Genomic DNA, 14,877 nt, shown 5'->3' with positions numbered 1-14,877 from the left:
GGTAGGGGTGGTTAGAAGACGGTGTTGAGGCTCAGTTGACGACAGCCAGGATGTCCTTCTCGGAGAGGAGCACGTACTCGTCGCTGCCGAGCTTGATGTCGGTGCCGGCGTACTTGCTGTAGAGCACCTTGTCGCCAACGCTCACTTCAGGAGCCTGACGAGAACCGTCGTCGTTGCGCTTGCCGGGGCCCACCTGAACCACCTCGCCCACCTGGGGCTTTTCTTTGGCGGTGTCGGGCAGAAGGATGCCACCGGCAGTCTTCTCTTCGGACTCAGAGACCTTGATGAAGATGCGATCGCCCAGGGGCTTGACGGTGGAAACGCTTAGGGAAACAGCAGCCATGGATGGAATTCGGGTTGGTTGGCGAAACCATTGGCATGGCGCCAGAGACGCTGCCAGGGTCGCGGCGTAAAAACGCCTAGGAACGCGAGTTAGCACTCACATCCCCTGAGTGCCAAGTTATGGGCGCGCTTCCCGAGTCCACAACCACCCCGCGGGGCGGGTGACCGAACAGGGCAGGGGAGGGGTGACGGGGTGCAGGGGCGCGGTGGTATGTTTGCGCCGCTTCAGGCGGGCTGCGTCCCGCTGTGCGTCCTGCGACTTCTCCTTTAAATGGCTGCTGCTACTGCCACCGGCACCAAAGGCATCGTCCGGCAGGTGATCGGACCGGTGATCGACGTTGAATTCCCGGCCGGCAAGCTGCCAAAGATCTATAACGCTCTCCGCATCGAGGGCAAAAACTCGGCTGGTCAAGACGTTGCTCTGACCGCTGAGGTTCAACAGCTGCTCGGCGACCACCGCGTCCGCGCCGTCGCCATGAGCGGCACCGACGGCCTGGTCCGCGGCATGGGCGCTCTGGACACCGGTGCTCCGATTTCCGTTCCCGTGGGTGAGGCCACCCTCGGCCGCATCTTCAACGTGCTCGGTGAGCCCGTTGATGAGCAGGGCCCGGTGAACACCACCACCACCGCCCCCATCCACCGCGAAGCTCCCAAGCTGACCGACCTCGAGACCAAGCCCAAGGTGTTCGAGACCGGCATCAAGGTGATCGACCTGCTGGCTCCCTACCGCCAGGGCGGAAAAATCGGCCTCTTCGGCGGTGCCGGCGTGGGCAAGACCGTGTTGATCCAGGAGCTGATCAACAACATCGCTAAAGAGCACGGCGGTGTGTCCGTGTTCGGTGGCGTGGGTGAGCGCACCCGCGAGGGCAACGACCTCTACGAGGAATTCAAGGAATCCGGCGTGATCAACGCCGAGGACCTCTCCAAGTCGAAGGTGGCCCTCTGCTACGGCCAGATGAACGAGCCCCCCGGCGCCCGCATGCGCGTCGGTCTCTCGGCTCTGACCATGGCTGAGCACTTCCGCGACGTGAACAAGCAGGACGTGCTGCTGTTCGTCGACAACATCTTCCGCTTCGTTCAGGCCGGCTCCGAAGTCTCCGCACTGCTGGGCCGCATGCCTTCCGCTGTGGGCTACCAGCCCACCCTCGGCACCGACGTCGGTGAGCTGCAGGAGCGCATCACCTCCACCCTCGAGGGTTCCATCACCTCGATTCAGGCTGTGTACGTGCCTGCGGACGACCTGACCGACCCCGCACCGGCTACCACCTTTGCTCACCTGGACGCCACCACCGTGCTGAGCCGCGGCCTGGCTTCCAAGGGCATCTACCCCGCTGTGGATCCCCTGGATTCCACCAGCACCATGCTCCAGCCCTCCGTTGTGGGTGACGAGCACTACCGCACCGCCCGCGCTGTGCAGTCCACCCTGCAGCGCTACAAGGAGCTCCAGGACATCATTGCGATTCTGGGTCTGGACGAACTGTCCGAAGACGACCGTCGCACCGTGGACCGCGCCCGCAAGATCGAGAAGTTCCTCTCCCAGCCCTTCTTCGTGGCTGAGATCTTCACCGGCATGCCCGGTAAGTACGTGAAGCTCGAGGACACCATCAAGGGCTTCAACATGGTTCTCTCCGGTGAACTGGATCACCTGCCCGAGGCTGCCTTCTATCTGGTGGGCAACGTCGACGAAGTGAAGGCCAAGGCGGCCAAGATCCAAGCCGACGCCAAAGGTTGATCCGGAGCGTTAGCTGATGTCTCTCACCCTCCGCGTTCTGGCTCCAGACCAGAGCGTCTTCGACGGCCCTGCCGACGAAGTGATCCTTCCCTCCACCACGGGCCAACTGGGCATTCTTCCCGGTCACGTCTCCCTGCTCACCGCCCTCGACTACGGGGTGCTGCGTGTGCGCGAGAACAACGACTGGAAAGCCATCGCCCTCCAGGGTGGTTTTGCCGAGATCGAAGCGGATGAAGTCACCGTCCTGGTGAACACCGCTGAACTCGGTAGCGCTATCAACGCCGACGAAGCCAACAAAGAACTGGAAGCCGCCACCGCTGCTGCCAACCAGTTCGAAGGTCAGGCCGCCAGCACCGAGAAGCTCAAGGCCCAACAAGCCGTCTCCCGTGCCCGCGCTCGGGTTCAAGCGGCAACCCTGAACAACTGAGCGCTGCCTTCAGTTGCACGCAATAGCGCCCCAAATGGGGCGCTTTTTTATGCTCAGCCCACAGATCCCAAGCCATGGGCCTCGGCACGACTCTCGGCAGGCAGCTGCGCCAATGGCAGATCCAGAACCCTGAGGCGCTGCAAAGCGGACGGGCGATCGCCAATCGCCTCATCGATGCCCTCGGCGCGGAGGACGCGCTCAAGGGTCCGATTCGAGACCTTGCCAACCAACCCCTGCTGCTGCAGCTGCTCCATGGCAGCGGCGCCAGCCAAACCAGTGCCCGCGCCAGCCTGGGGGCACACATTCGACAGACCTACTCCGCCGAGGTCCAAAGCGAGCTTCAGGATCTGCTCGACGCCGCCTGCGGGACAAGCGAGCCTGCGGCCGTCCCACCGCGCCAGAGCGTTGCGGCCGCTCCTGCCGCAACGGCCCTCAAGGGTCTGGAACCACTCGCCCCAGGGCTGGCCCTCTCAGCCTGCGGCGCCTTGGTGCTGAGCTGGTTCGGCCAGGAACTGGACCGGCTGATCTTTGATAGCTGGGGCTGGAGCGGGGGTCTGGTGCTGGTGCTGAGCCTGGCCGGCCTGGCCGTCGGACCGTGGCGCAGCAGCCTGAGGCGACGCTGGAGTCTGAGCAGCGAGCAGGCCTCACAACCGCGGCAGGTCTGGCGCTGGATCAGTTCCCCCTGGGTCCATGGCAGCGATCTCGAAGCCGCGGTGAATCTGGCCGTGCTGCTGATCGTCCTGGGGAACTCGCCCCTGCCCCTCGGCCAGGTGATCCTGCGCTACAGCCTGACGGCCCTGGCCTGCCTGAGCCTGGCCGCACTCTGCGCCCAACGCTGGAGCGTCCAACGAACCTGGAGCGGATCCGCCGGGCCGGTCTGTGCCTTGATCGGCCTGGCGGCCGGCTCCAGCCTGCTGCACTGGAAGCTCTTGGTCTTTCGTCCCCTGGGGCTGAGCATCCCGGCTTGGGTACTGCTGCTGTTGGTGGGGGCCCTGCAACTGGGCTGGCAGCTCCCTCGCCAGCAACCCGAGGAACGCAGCACGGCCCTGCAACGCCTGCTGGCCTCCAGCTGCAGTTGGGGACTGATCCTCGGCCTGGTCTGGGCCCTGATCAGCCGGCTGCAGGCAGGGCTCTAGCGGCCTGCTGCATGTAGCGCCCCCAAAGCTGCGCCACCAAGCCACCGCTCGCTCCTGAGGCGGGACGGTTGTCGTCGTTCCCCATCCAAATCGCCGTCAGAACCTTCAGCGAGGGGGAGTAGCCGATGAACAGGGCATCCACGCCGTTGTTGGTGGTGCCGGTCTTGCCGCGAGCATCCGGGACCACCGCCGCCGCTCTGCCCGTTCCGCCCTGGACCACCCCAGCCAACATCTGATCCATCGCCGCAGCCACCTCCGGCCGGATCAACTGGCGAGATCGCTCTCCAATCGGGGTCGTCACACCCCGGGCCGGACAGCGGTCCAGGCTTTTCAGCGATCGGCAGATGCCCAGGTCATAGATGCGGCTGACCCCGTGCACGGGCACCGATCTCCCCCCGTTCGAAACCACGGCATAGGCCCGGGCCATCTCGTAGAGATAGGTCTCCCGGCCGCCCAGCATGGTGTTGTAGTCCGCGTCCAGCGGCGTCGAAATGCCCAGCCGTCGCGCGAGCTTGAGCACCTGGGAGAACCCCGCCCGCTCCGCCAGCCGCAAGGCAACCACGTTCTCCGAACCCGCCAGACCCGCGGCCACGCTGATCGCTCCGGCGGACTGACGACAGCCCCCCACATAGTCCAGTGGGGCACAGGAGATGGACTCGGTCGGTGAGACGCCGGCGGCCAAGGCCGCCAGGAAGGGGAACAACTTGAAGGTCGAGCCGGGCTGGCGCAGGGCCTGAACCCGATCAAAACTCGAGCGGCTGTAATCGCCACCGCCGACGTAGGCCAGGATGTCGCCGGTCTCGGTATTCAGGCTGATCAGCGCCCCCTGGGTAAGCCCCGCCGCGGCCGCGGGCCCCTCCAAAAAACGCTTCAGCTGCTCCTGGGCCAACTGCTGCAGCTTGGGGTTGATCGTGCTCTCCACCGCGTAATTGCCAGCCCCATCACCGCCCCTGAGGTTCAAACCAAAGCGGGTGCCCTCGAGCTCACCAATGACGTAGTCGCTGAAGAAGGGGTAACTGCTGAAGCTCGACTCCCGGCAGGCCGAGGGATCGATGTTCAGGGGCCGTCGCTGGGCATCGATCAGGCCCTGATCGCTCAACCAACCCTGCTCGTGCATCAGCTTCAGCACCAGGTTGCGGCGCTCCAGGCCCGCACCTGGGTCCTCGAGGTTGCAGGGGCTGTAGCCGTTCGGGCTGGGAAGCAGTCCCACCAAAAAGGCCGACTGGCCGACGTCCAGATCGCTGGCGGACTTGCGGAAGTAGAGCTGGGCCGCCTGCTCAAAGCCTTCAGTCCCCAGGCCCAGGTAGGCGCGATCGAGATAGAGCTTGAGGATCTGGTTCTTGCTGAAGCCCACCTCCAGCTGCAGGGCCACCCATAGCTCGCGCAGCTTGCGGGTCAGGCTTAGGTCGCGCCCCACCTCCGGGTAGACCATGCGCGCCACCTGTTGGGTGAGGCCGCTGCCGCCGCCGCTCCCCAAGACAGCGGAGCGCAGGGTGCCGAACAGGTCGATGCCGCTGTTCCAACCAAAGCGGGCCTCCTCGGAAGCCAGCAGGGCCTGGCGCAGGTGCAGCGGATAGGACTGCAAGGACGGCAGCGCCGTGGAGGACCCCTCCTTGGCATCCACCTGCTGACCATCGGCCGCAAAGATCTTGACCGGACCGTCGATGCTGCGGATCCGGGAGCCGCCGCCAATGCTGGCGGCTAGCAGCATGCCACTCACCAACAGGGCTGAGCCCGCCAAGGCCGTGATGCCCACCAGGCGAATCGCCTGCTCCAGGGGGCTGCGGGGGTGGAAGTAGCGCAGCTCAGGCGCCTGGCCCTTGAGGGGCGAGCCCAGCTGCACCGCATCCCCATCCCGCAGCTGAATCCAGCGGATCCGACGATCCCGATGGAACAGGCCATTGGAGGAACCAAAGTCCTCCAAGGCAAAGTCCCGGTCGCTGGGACGCTCCTTCTCGAGGATCGCGTGCACCCGGCTGAGACTCGGATCGCTCAACGGCAGCTCGCAGGCCGGATCACGGCCCAGGCGATAACGCCTGGGCTCAAGCTCGAGCTCCTGGATCTTCCCGTCCTTCACCCAGAGCTCCAGGCGCGCCTGGTGTTCCAGCAATGCAGGCAGGGTGCTCCGCACCGCCTCGGGCCGCTCTCGCCAAGGTCCGCGAAGGGCTGCACGGGCAAAGTCTTTCCAAGCCTCCCGAACGGCCGGTGAGGCAAGACGATCCAAGCGAGAGGAGGTGCTCAGGCGGGTGTTGCAGTCCAGCCATAGGCTAAGACCAGCCCACCTCCGCCCCCCTTCGGTGCAGCGTCAACGGGACCCCTGGGAGCCCTTCCGTCTCTGGTTGGCGATCACGATCGGGCTCTATGCCCTGCGGGCCTTCTTTGCCTTCACCTGGGTGGGTGCGATCCCGGGCTGGATCCTGCTGTTGATGGTGCTCGTGGCGCTGGCGCTGGCCAGCAAAGCGGTCCTCTTCCCCGGGCGTGTCGTGCCCTATCGCGAGGGGGATGGCGGCCTCTGGAACGACCTGCGCGATGACTGGAGACTCTGGTGGGCCCGCCGGCGAGGAGAGCGATGAGCGCCCCCAAAGCCCGCTTGCTACTCGCCAGCGATCCCAGCAAAGCCGCGCCCCTCGATCCCAAACAGCCCCTGACGATCGGCAAGGCTCCGAGCAATCGGCTCTGCCTCGCCAGCCAAACCGGGGTTTCCGATCACCACGCCGTCGTCCGGTTCTCGCAAACCCAGGGCTGGTTGATCTGCGAGTGGCAGAGCAACGACGGCACCTTCCTCGAAGGGCAACGGATTCAACAGTGCCGCCAGCTCGAGGACGGCGATGAGATTCGCCTGGGACTCCAGGGCCCCGTGCTGCAGTTCGAGCTGATCACCACCACTGCGACCAAGCCAGCGCCCAAACCAGCCGCATCCCGCCGAATCGATGTGGATGGGGAAGCGGTGGAGCTGGCCGAGATCCTCTCGGCGGGAGTGCAGAGCCTGCCCCGCCACCCCCATGTTTTCAGCTGGTGGCTGCTGTTCTGCCTCGGGGGGCTGCTGTTGCTGCCCTTCCCGCTGATCTTCTGGCCTTTAGAACTCGGCGCCCTGGGGGGCTGGATCGTGCTGGGTTCCCGCAAGGACCACAGCCTGGTGGTGGTGCTGCGGGATGGCCGTGCCCTACGCCATGGCTTTGCCAACCGCCGCACGGCCCTGGCCCATCGCAACGGCATCCGCAAGGTCCTCGCCAGCCAGGGCCGATGAACAGCCTGCTGCCGCTGGGGACGCGTCTGCCGTTCGACGGCCTCGATCAACCCCTTGAACTCACGCGCCTCCTGGGGGGCGGAACCCAGGGGCAGGTCTACGCCGTGCGCTGCGGTGCGGAGGAGCTCGCCCTGAAGTGGTATTTCCCCAGTTGCATCGCCCGCGACCCACTACTGCGGCAGCGCCTGCAGCAAAGCATTCGCCTGGGGGCTCCCAACGGCGACTTTCTCTGGCCCATGGCACTGCTGGAGCCCAGCGGCGAGAGTCGGCCCCTGATCCGCTGCCAAGAGCCCGGCTTTGGCTACTTGATGCCCCTGCGTCCCAGTGGTTTTCAGGGGGCCCATCTCCATGCCGGCGGGCGGATGGAGATCAGCCTGCAGAACATCCTGCGGGCCTGCTTTCATCTGGCCGATGCCTTCCACGAACTCCACCTCAAGGGGCTCTGTTACAAGGACATCTCCCTGGGGAACCTCTTCCTCAGGCCAGGCGATGGCGCAATCCTGATCTGCGACAACGACAACGTCGCGATCGACGGCCAGGGCGCCGGCAGCGTGCTCGGGACCCCAGGATTCATGGCCCCGGAGGTGCTGCTGGGGGCAGCCAAGCCCAGTGCCAGCACGGATCAATTCAGCCTGGCCGTGCTGCTCTTTCGGCTGCTCACCCGCCACGACCCCTTCCGCGGGCGACAGGAACTGGCGATCCGCTGCCTCGATGAACCGGCCCGGCGCCGGCTCTACGGCGAGGAGGCCCTGTTCATCTTTGATCCAGAGAACCCCGCGAACCGGCCTGATCCGGAGGAACACGCCGCGGCCTTGCTGACCTGGCCGATCTACCCGCGGAGCCTGCAGCAGCTGTTTGAGACGAGCTTTGGCGCGGGGCTTCGCCAACCCGGCATGCGTCCCCTGACCGGGCAGTGGAAACAGGTACTCGCGCGCTGCCTGGACCAACGCCGCCTCTGTCAGCACTGCGGCGAGGAGCTCTTCCACAGCGGACCCTGCTGGAGCTGCGGTCACACCAACCCGGCGGTCCTGCAACTGCAGCTCCCCCGAGGACAGGTGGCGGCCTGCCCAGACAATGACCTCTACCCCCATCACTTCGATGGACGCGACAGCGAGCGGCTCGATCAGCCCCTGGCTCAGCTGGTCGGCCACCCCACGGACCCAAGCGTTGTCGGTCTCAGGAACCTCGGAGCAACGGCCTGGCAAGGCCAGTTGAGCAACGGCCAGATGCTGGAGGTGGAGCCGGGCAAAACCTGTAATGTCGCGGCCCTGCAGCAGCTCAGCACCCAGGCCGGGCCGATCACCCCGATCCGCAGATAAGCCATGCCCTTCCCCAACGTTCGCCTCAGCAACCGCCCGCTGCACTTCATCTACCTCTGCGATTGCTCCGGCTCCATGGCCGCCCAGGGCAAGATGCAGGCCCTGAATCAGGCGATCCGGCAGTCCCTGCCGGGGATGGCGGAGGTGGCCGAGCAAAACCCTGAAGCCCGGGTGCTGGTGCGAGCGGTGCGCTTTGCCGATGGCGCCGCCTGGCATCTGGCCGAGCCCACACCCGTGCAGGAGCTGCAGTGGCGTGATCTCGAGGCCGGTGGCATCACCGCCATGGGGGAAGCGCTGGAGCTGGTGGCCGGCGTGCTGCAGTCCCCGCCGATGGAGGAGCGGGCTCTGCCCCCGGTCTTGGTGCTGATCTCCGATGGCCAACCCACCGACGACTTCGATGCGGGGCTGAGCCAGCTGATGCGTCAGCCCTGGGCCCAGAAGGCCGTGCGACTGGCGATTGCCATGGGCCATGACGCCGACCTCGAGGTGCTGCAGCAGTTCATTGGTCCTGAGCCCAGCGGTGGCGGCAAGTCGCCGCGGCGACCGCTGCAGGCCAGCAATGCCACAACCCTGGCGCAGTACATCCAATGGGCCTCGACCGCCGTGGTCGGAGCGGCCTCCATGCCCGCCAGCCGGCTGGATGACACGCCGCAGGACGCGGGCAACATTCCCCTGCCGGATCTGCCGCCGACCCTGCTGGACCCCGTCGATGATGTCGGTCCACTGGTGTGGTGAGACCCGCCTGGACTGGCGCACGCCATTGCAGCGTGATCGGCGCCGCCCACCGGCGGCAGGGCAAACCCTGCCAAGACGCCTCCCGGGTCTGCCAAGTCGGCCCTGAGCTGCAACTGCTGCTGGTCTCCGATGGCCATGGCGGCAGCCGCTATCGCCTCAGCGATGTGGGCAGCCAACTGGCCTGCGCGGCGGCAGAGGAGTCGGTCGCGGCGCTGGCCAGGACACTCTCCCTTCAGGATCAAGACGGCTGGCGCCGGCAGCTCGCGCAGGAGCTGCCGGCCGCGATTCAGCAGCGCTGGCTCCAGGCGATCGAGGAGCACTGGAGTAGCCAGCCCGCTTCAGCAGACGAAGCCTTCTCCAGCGCGCTCTACGGCTGCACCCTGGGATTGGTCCTGCTGAGCCCCGATTGGTGGGGCTGCACCGGCGTCGGCGATTGGGACCTCGTGGAGATCCACGCCGATGGAGACGCCCGTCTGGTGAACCAGGAGCGACTGAACAACGCCACAGGTGAGGCCACCTTGAGCCTCTGCCAAACCGAAGCCCTCGGTGCCTGGTCCACGCGGGTCCAACTCCAGTCCGCCCTCCCCACAACCGCCCTGGTGCTCTGCACCGATGGGGTGCGCAAGTCCTGCGCCACCGATGGGGACTTCCTGCAGCTCTGCCAGCAGATGCTGGAGATCCAGGGGGAGGCCTTGGTCCAGGGATTGGAGGAAATCACGGCCCAAGGCAGCGGTGACGATGTCTCCGTTGCCATCGCCCAGCGCAGCGAACCAGCCCGGCGCGGGAAGGCGGGGGTCCTCACCGCCCTGGGTGCTGCCGCAGCCCTGATCGCAGGGGGCCTCTGGTGGTGGCCCAAGGCCCCTGATCCGATGGCACTCGAGATCCAACAGCTCTGCCAGCACCCCGAGCGGATTGAGGCCAGCCTCAAGCAACGGCGCCAGCAATTCCTGGCCCTCAAGAGCAGTCCCGCCCAAGCCCAAGCGCTGCTTGATCAGCCCGAGCGAGATCCCCTGGGCGCCCTGATTGCCAGCAGCGCACCTGGGGCCAAGGCGGAGCCAAAGGTCTGCCCAGCCCTGGAGCAAGCCCTGCGGGCGCAATGGGAGGCGGCGAGCGAGACTCAAGGGCCATCCCGCGCCCCGGCGCGACCATGAACGACTACCAGCTCGGCGTGAAGCTGCGGCGCCAAATCCTGGCGGACTTTGAGCGGGGGATCAGCAGTGATGTGCGCCGCTACCAGGCGCTGCTCAGCGATTTTTGCGGAGACAACGAACTGCTGCTGCTGCCGGCCCTGAAGCACCTGGTACAAACCGCCGCCTTCCAGGAGGCCGTGGCCGAGCGGCCGCCCCTACCCAGCGAAACCCAACTCAACCTGCGGCTGCAGCAAGAGCTCGACGCCCTCTTCGCCCCGGCCCTATGCCTGCGGATGGCCGAAGTCCTGCGGGGCCTGCTGGGCCTGGCCCCCGATGGGCAGGCCATCCCCAGCGACCTCCAGGACGAGCCCACCGCCGGGGTGGAGACCCCCGTTCGCTCCAACAGCGGTGTCGTCGCAGTGCTGAGCTTCATCGCTGGCGTGCTGGTGGTGGGCGTTGTTGGCGCCCTCACCTGGCTGGTGCTGCTCAACCGCTCCATGACGCCCTCCACGGCCACGGCACCGGCCCTGGTGAGCGAGCCCGAACCCACCCAAACCGAACCGGAGCAGGCCACCAGTGAACCCAAGTTGGATCCAGCCCAACTGCAGTTAAACCAGGCCATTGAGACCGTCCGCCAGCTGTACGACGACATCTCCCTGGGGAACACCGCTGCCGCCAAGCAACTCTTCAGCCCCCAAGCCGCCGATCAGTTCGATCCCGCCTTCTTCAGCCAGTTCCAACGGGTGGCCGTCGACAACCTCCAGGAAGTCAGCCGCGATGGCAGCAAGGTCACCCTGCAGGGGGTCGTGACCTTCGTCTATCCGGATGGCACCAGCCAGGCGGAATCACGTTCCTTCACCGTGGACACCGCCAGCCAACCGGGACTGATCACCGCCAGCAGCTTTGATCAAGTGGTCAGCCCGCGCCGCTGAGCAGGCACAAAAAAGCCCCCGCTCTGCGGGGGCCAAGGAAACGGGGGAACCGCAAATCAGGCGGTACCGCAGAAGGTGACGTCGGGGAACTTGAGCTTGGCCTCTTCCAGGCTCTTGCCCTTGCCTTCCTCTTGCCAGTAGTTGATCACCTCGGTGGCCTTGTTGAGGACTTCAACGCGCTCGTTATCGGTGATCCAGCTCTTGCCTTCCAGCTCGGTCCTCAGGGTTTCCCAGGCGTCCTCACGGGGCCAGAAGAAGTAGGAGGTCAGGGGGCTGGGGCCGCCACCGACGATCTGATCGACGGCCAGGGCCACGTTGTCCGGCAGCCAGAGGATCTTCACCAGGAAGCGGCCCTCATCGGCCTTCGGGGTACGGCCGGAGGGAACGCCGTTCTCGTCGATGGTGGCGGTCGCCAGGGCAGCGCTGGCACCACTCAGCACCGGACGAGCCTCAGTGGTCTCCGTTGCCGGAGCTTCTGTCGAGGCAGTCGTAGCAGCAGTCGCCGCGGCGCTCTCAGCGCTCTCGGTGCTCATGGTGTCCGCGCTCAAGGCTTAATGACAAACAACTAACCTACCAGCCGCTGTTCTCCACTCCCCTGAGCCCGCGCGCTGTTCTCCTGTTCGACATCGACGGCGTGATCCGCGATGTGGGAGGCAGCTACCGCAAGGCCATCGTGGAGACGGTGCATCACTACAGCGGCCAGCGGCCCAGCCCCGAGAGCATCGATGCCCTGAAGGCCGAGGGGTGCTGGAACAACGACTGGGAGGCCTCCCTGGAGTTGCTGCGCCGGCAGGGTCAGCAAGACCTCCCGGCCTTTGAGGCACTGGTAGAGGTCTTCAACAGCTTCTATTTCGGTGGTGATCCAGAGGGTGACCCAGCGGCTTGGGCGGGCTTCATCCGCAACGAGCCCCTGCTGGTGGATCCCGCGTTCTTTGCCTCTCTCTCGGCGGCGGACGTGGCCTGGGGGTTTGTCAGTGGCGCCGAGCCCCCCTCGGCCCGCTTCGTGCTGGAGACCCGCCTTGGCCTGAGGCAGCCGCCGCTCATCGCCATGGGGGAGGCCCCCGACAAACCGGACCCCAGCGGCTTCCTGCGGCTGGCGGACGCTCTGGCAGCGGCAACCGTGCCGGTGGCCTACCTGGGGGACACCGTGGCTGACGTCACCACTGTGGTGCGGGCACGCCAAGAGCGTCCCGCTCAACGCTTCATCAGCCTGGCGGTGGCCCCGCCGCACCTCCAGAACAGCCCGCGCCGCGGGGCCTATGAGGAGCAGCTGCGGGCCGCCGGTGCTGATGCGGTCATCGCCAACACGAGCGCTGTGTTGGCGGCTCTGGAGCAGGCGATCGCCTAGCGCTCCAAGGCCGCCGGAGCCTTGAGGGCGGCAGCGGTGAGGTTCTCATGGCCGTGATCAGTCACCGCCACGTCGTCCTCAATGCGAATGCCAATCCCCTTCCAGCGCGCCTCGATCTCGGGCTGCCCCTCGGGAACCGGCAGCCGATCGCTGACGTAGAGGCCCGGCTCAACCGTCAGCACCATGCCGGTCTCCAGGGCCACATGGTGCTCACCCAGGCGATAGGCACCGACGTCATGGACGTCCAGGCCCAACCAATGGCCGGTGCGGTGCATGTAGAGGTGCCGGTAGGCCCCCTGCTCGATGATCCCGTCCACCTCGCCCCGCAGCAGACCCAGGTCCACTAAGCCCTCCACCAGCACGCGCACGGCGGTGTCATGGACGCCTTCAGCGGTCTGCCCCGGAGCAACGAAGGCCACGGCCGCCTCCTGGGCGGCGAGCACGAGGTCATAGAGGGCGCGCTGCTCGGCGCTGAAGCGGCCGTTGATTGGGAAGGTGCGGGTGATGTCTCCGTTGTAGTAGTCGTTCAGAGAACAACCGGCGTCGATCAAGAGCAGATCGCCGTCCTTCAGCACCGCATTGTTCGCCGTGTAGTGCAGCACGCAGGCGTTGTCCCCACCGGCGACGATCGAGCCGTAGGCCGGGCCGCGGGCCCCCTGCTCGAGGAAGTGCTGCTCGATCACCCCCTGCACCTGGCGCTCGTTCAGCCCTGGGCGGGCCACCTGGCGGGCCAGTTCATGGGCCTCGGCGGAGATGCGGGCCGCTTCGCGCATCCGCGCGATTTCTTCGGGGCTCTTGCGCAGCCGCAGGGCATGCAGGAGCGGACAGGGCGCCACCAGGCCCAGGGCCGCCGTACCGCTGCGGGGGGCACGGTCGAGCTGACCAGCCCAGGCCTGCAGCACGTGGGGCTCCACCTCGGGGTGCTTCCCCACCCGGAAGGCGATGCCTTCGGCACCGCGCAAATAATCGGCCAACCGTTCCGCCAGCTCCTCGCGGGGGTGGGCCAGGTCTGCGCCAAAGCGCTCCACGGCCCCTTCACAGCCCCATCGGAAGCCCATCCAGACCTCGGCACTGGGCTCCTTGGGCTGCACAAAGAGAACAAAGCGCTCCCCCTCGGGCCGATGGGGCAGAAACAGCGCAACCGCGTCGGGCTCATCGAAACCCGTCAGGTACCAGAAGTCACTGTTCTGGCGAAAAGGCCACTCGCAGTCGGCGTGATGCGTCACCAGCGGAGCCGCGGGAATCACCGCAGCAGCGCCGCCAAGGGCCTGAAAGAAACGAGCACGGCGCTGGGCAAAGACGTCCGGAGCGAGCGACATGGAAGCGAGCGGTGCTGAGCGCGACGATGGCACAACCGCTTCAATACGTGGCGACCAGGCCCCTGCCCTTGCCTCAGCCCTCCACCGCTGAACGCTGCGCCCTGTTGCTCTCGCAATGGCGGGGAGACCTGCGCCTGAGCGATCGGGAGCGCTCGGTGCTGGAGCCGGAGCTGCGCACCCTGGATCAACAGTTGCTGGCGCTGAAGCAGCGGCGGCTGCGGGTGGCGGTCTTTGGCCGGGTGGGCGTGGGCAAATCCAGCCTGCTGAATGCCCTGCTGGAGAAGCCGGCCTTCGCCACGGACGTGGCCCACGGCTGCACCCGCAAGCAGCAGCGCGAGACCTGGGGGGTCCAGGTGCCCGATCTCAGCCAGATCGAGCTGGTGGACACCCCGGGCATTGATGAGATTGCCGCCCGGGCCCGCCATCGCCTGGCGGCCAGGGTCGCCCTGGGGGCCGACCTGGTCCTGCTGGTGCTCGACAGCGACCTGACCACCCCGGAGGCCGAGGCGATCGAGCAGCTACTGGGCGCCGGCAAACCGCTGCTGCTGGTGCTCAATCGCATCGACAACTGGCCGAGCGGCGAGCGCTCGGCGCTGATCGAGAGCATCCGCTCGCGCCTCCCCCGCCAGGCGCAGCACCTGGAGATCCTGCCGGTGGCCGCCGCCCCGCGGCGGGCGGTGCTGCTGGAGGGGGGCCGCGTGCGCAGCGAACCCCAGCCAGCGCAGATCGCACCGCTGCGCAGGGCCCTGCTGGAGCTGCTCCAGGACCAGGGTTCCCTGCTGCTGGGCCTCAATGGACTGCGGGCGGCGGATCGTTTCAGCCAGAGCCTGCATGCCTGGCGCCTGAAGCGCGGCAAGGCCGCCGCCCAAGGTCTGATCGGCCGCTATGCAGCGATGAAAGCCACCGGCGTCGCCGCCAATCCGCTGCTGCTGCTGGATCTCGCCGGCGGCTTTGCGATCGACACCGCCCTGGTGCTGCAGCTCTGCAAGCTCTACGACCTGGAGATGAGCAGCAGCGGCGCCCGGGCCCTGTTGACGCGGCTCTCGGCGCAAAACGCCCTGCTGGGGGGAACCCAACTGGGCATCCAACTGCTGCTGGGGGGACTGCGGCAGGTGTTGCTGCTGGCCGCCCCCCTGAGTGGCGGCTTGAGCCTGGCGCCGGCGGCTCCGGTGGCCATGGCCCAGGCGGCCCTGGCCGTCTACAGCACCCG

General features: G+C 66.8%; 15 protein-coding genes. 11 read left to right on the top strand and 4 right to left on the bottom strand.

Translation table 11 applies throughout. From position 1 onward, the window contains the following. Positions 1–31 precede the first annotated feature (31 nt). A complete protein-coding gene (groES, locus tag CB0205_RS0105740; protein WP_010315361.1) occupies positions 32–343 on the bottom strand; it encodes a co-chaperone GroES in 312 nt (103 codons plus the stop codon). A gap of 270 nt (positions 344–613) precedes the next feature. Between groES and atpD the strand changes: the two genes are divergently transcribed. From atpD to CB0205_RS0105725, 3 genes are all read left to right on the top strand, one after another. Then, a complete protein-coding gene (gene atpD, locus CB0205_RS0105735) occupies positions 614–2,074 on the top strand; it encodes a F0F1 ATP synthase subunit beta (protein WP_010315360.1) in 1,461 nt (486 codons plus the stop codon). Between the two features lie 16 nt (positions 2,075–2,090). Beyond that, complete coding sequence (atpC, locus tag CB0205_RS0105730; RefSeq protein ID WP_010315359.1) at positions 2,091–2,501, top strand: ATP synthase F1 subunit epsilon; 411 nt, start codon at positions 2,091–2,093, stop codon at positions 2,499–2,501. A gap of 74 nt (positions 2,502–2,575) precedes the next feature. After that, positions 2,576–3,637: a rhomboid family intramembrane serine protease gene (locus CB0205_RS0105725; protein WP_010315358.1), complete on the top strand. Its 1,062-nt coding sequence runs from the start codon at positions 2,576–2,578 to the stop codon at positions 3,635–3,637. Here the strand turns inward: CB0205_RS0105725 and CB0205_RS0105720 are convergent. Next, positions 3,612–5,861: a transglycosylase domain-containing protein gene (locus CB0205_RS0105720; RefSeq protein WP_010315356.1), complete on the bottom strand. Its 2,250-nt coding sequence runs from the start codon at positions 5,859–5,861 to the stop codon at positions 3,612–3,614. The two genes, CB0205_RS0105725 and CB0205_RS0105720, sit on opposite strands and share 26 nt — an antisense overlap. Before the next feature lie 73 nt (positions 5,862–5,934). Here CB0205_RS0105720 and CB0205_RS0105715 point away from each other — a divergent pair, with 73 nt between their 5' ends. From CB0205_RS0105715 to CB0205_RS0105690, 6 genes are read left to right on the top strand one after another with little or no spacing between them, the layout of a single operon-like run. After that, positions 5,935–6,210 carry a hypothetical protein gene (locus CB0205_RS0105715; protein WP_010315354.1) on the top strand — a complete coding sequence of 92 codons (276 nt, stop codon included), beginning with the start codon at positions 5,935–5,937 and terminating at the stop codon, positions 6,208–6,210. Then, positions 6,207–6,884, top strand: a complete 678-nt coding sequence (locus CB0205_RS0105710; RefSeq protein ID WP_010315352.1) for an FHA domain-containing protein — start codon at positions 6,207–6,209, stop codon at positions 6,882–6,884. The genes CB0205_RS0105715 and CB0205_RS0105710 overlap by 4 nt, the downstream gene beginning before the upstream one ends. Then, positions 6,881–8,203, top strand: a complete 1,323-nt coding sequence (locus CB0205_RS0105705; protein WP_010315350.1) for a hypothetical protein — start codon at positions 6,881–6,883, stop codon at positions 8,201–8,203. Before CB0205_RS0105710 ends, CB0205_RS0105705 begins: the two co-directional genes overlap by 4 nt. Positions 8,204–8,206: 3 nt before the next feature. Continuing rightward, positions 8,207–8,938 (top strand): VWA domain-containing protein, encoded by a 732-nt coding sequence (locus CB0205_RS0105700; RefSeq protein WP_010315348.1) that lies wholly within the window; start codon positions 8,207–8,209, stop codon positions 8,936–8,938. Beyond that, complete coding sequence (locus CB0205_RS0105695; protein WP_198001905.1) at positions 8,935–10,089, top strand: PP2C family serine/threonine-protein phosphatase; 1,155 nt, start codon at positions 8,935–8,937, stop codon at positions 10,087–10,089. Before CB0205_RS0105700 ends, CB0205_RS0105695 begins: the two co-directional genes overlap by 4 nt. After that, on the top strand, positions 10,086–11,000 hold the full coding sequence (locus tag CB0205_RS0105690) for a hypothetical protein (protein WP_010315344.1): 915 nt from the start codon (positions 10,086–10,088) through the stop codon (positions 10,998–11,000). Before CB0205_RS0105695 ends, CB0205_RS0105690 begins: the two co-directional genes overlap by 4 nt. 56 nt (positions 11,001–11,056) lie before the next feature. On the opposite strand, the gene CB0205_RS0105685 is transcribed toward CB0205_RS0105690, so the two are convergent. After that, positions 11,057–11,533 (bottom strand): 30S ribosomal protein PSRP-3, encoded by a 477-nt coding sequence (locus CB0205_RS0105685; protein ID WP_010315342.1) that lies wholly within the window; start codon positions 11,531–11,533, stop codon positions 11,057–11,059. A 101-nt stretch (positions 11,534–11,634) separates the two neighbouring features. On the opposite strand from CB0205_RS0105685, the gene CB0205_RS0105680 reads away from it, so the two are divergent. Further along, positions 11,635–12,348: a TIGR01548 family HAD-type hydrolase gene (locus tag CB0205_RS0105680; protein WP_010315340.1), complete on the top strand. Its 714-nt coding sequence runs from the start codon at positions 11,635–11,637 to the stop codon at positions 12,346–12,348. Here CB0205_RS0105680 and CB0205_RS0105675 read toward each other — a convergent pair. Beyond that, positions 12,345–13,667, bottom strand: coding sequence for an aminopeptidase P N-terminal domain-containing protein (locus CB0205_RS0105675; protein WP_010315338.1), 1,323 nt, complete (start codon positions 13,665–13,667; stop codon positions 12,345–12,347). The two genes, CB0205_RS0105680 and CB0205_RS0105675, sit on opposite strands and share 4 nt — an antisense overlap. A gap of 26 nt (positions 13,668–13,693) precedes the next feature. On the opposite strand from CB0205_RS0105675, the gene CB0205_RS0105670 reads away from it, so the two are divergent. Further along, on the top strand, positions 13,694–14,877 hold a 1,184-nt coding region (locus tag CB0205_RS0105670; RefSeq protein ID WP_050778436.1), incomplete at its 3' end, for a GTP-binding protein.

Source organism: Synechococcus sp. CB0205, assembly GCF_000179255.1.
In the GTDB taxonomy this organism is placed as follows: domain Bacteria; phylum Cyanobacteriota; class Cyanobacteriia; order PCC-6307; family Cyanobiaceae; genus Vulcanococcus.
This window is presented reverse-complemented; position numbering and strand designations above follow the sequence as displayed.

What these genes read in the sequence shown, in the direction of transcription:
- groES (WP_010315361.1), bottom strand. Translation starts at nt 343, where the DNA reads ATGGCTGCTGTTTCCCTAAGCGTTTCCACCGTCAAGCCCCTGGGCGAT.
- atpD (WP_010315360.1), top strand. Translation starts at nt 614, where the DNA reads ATGGCTGCTGCTACTGCCACCGGCACCAAAGGCATCGTCCGGCAGGTG.
- atpC (WP_010315359.1), top strand. Translation starts at nt 2,091, where the DNA reads ATGTCTCTCACCCTCCGCGTTCTGGCTCCAGACCAGAGCGTCTTCGAC.
- CB0205_RS0105725 (WP_010315358.1), top strand. Translation starts at nt 2,576, where the DNA reads ATGGGCCTCGGCACGACTCTCGGCAGGCAGCTGCGCCAATGGCAGATC.
- CB0205_RS0105710 (WP_010315352.1), top strand. Translation starts at nt 6,207, where the DNA reads ATGAGCGCCCCCAAAGCCCGCTTGCTACTCGCCAGCGATCCCAGCAAA.
- CB0205_RS0105705 (WP_010315350.1), top strand. Translation starts at nt 6,881, where the DNA reads ATGAACAGCCTGCTGCCGCTGGGGACGCGTCTGCCGTTCGACGGCCTC.
- CB0205_RS0105700 (WP_010315348.1), top strand. Translation starts at nt 8,207, where the DNA reads ATGCCCTTCCCCAACGTTCGCCTCAGCAACCGCCCGCTGCACTTCATC.
- CB0205_RS0105690 (WP_010315344.1), top strand. Translation starts at nt 10,086, where the DNA reads ATGAACGACTACCAGCTCGGCGTGAAGCTGCGGCGCCAAATCCTGGCG.
- CB0205_RS0105685 (WP_010315342.1), bottom strand. Translation starts at nt 11,533, where the DNA reads ATGAGCACCGAGAGCGCTGAGAGCGCCGCGGCGACTGCTGCTACGACT.
- CB0205_RS0105675 (WP_010315338.1), bottom strand. Translation starts at nt 13,667, where the DNA reads ATGTCGCTCGCTCCGGACGTCTTTGCCCAGCGCCGTGCTCGTTTCTTT.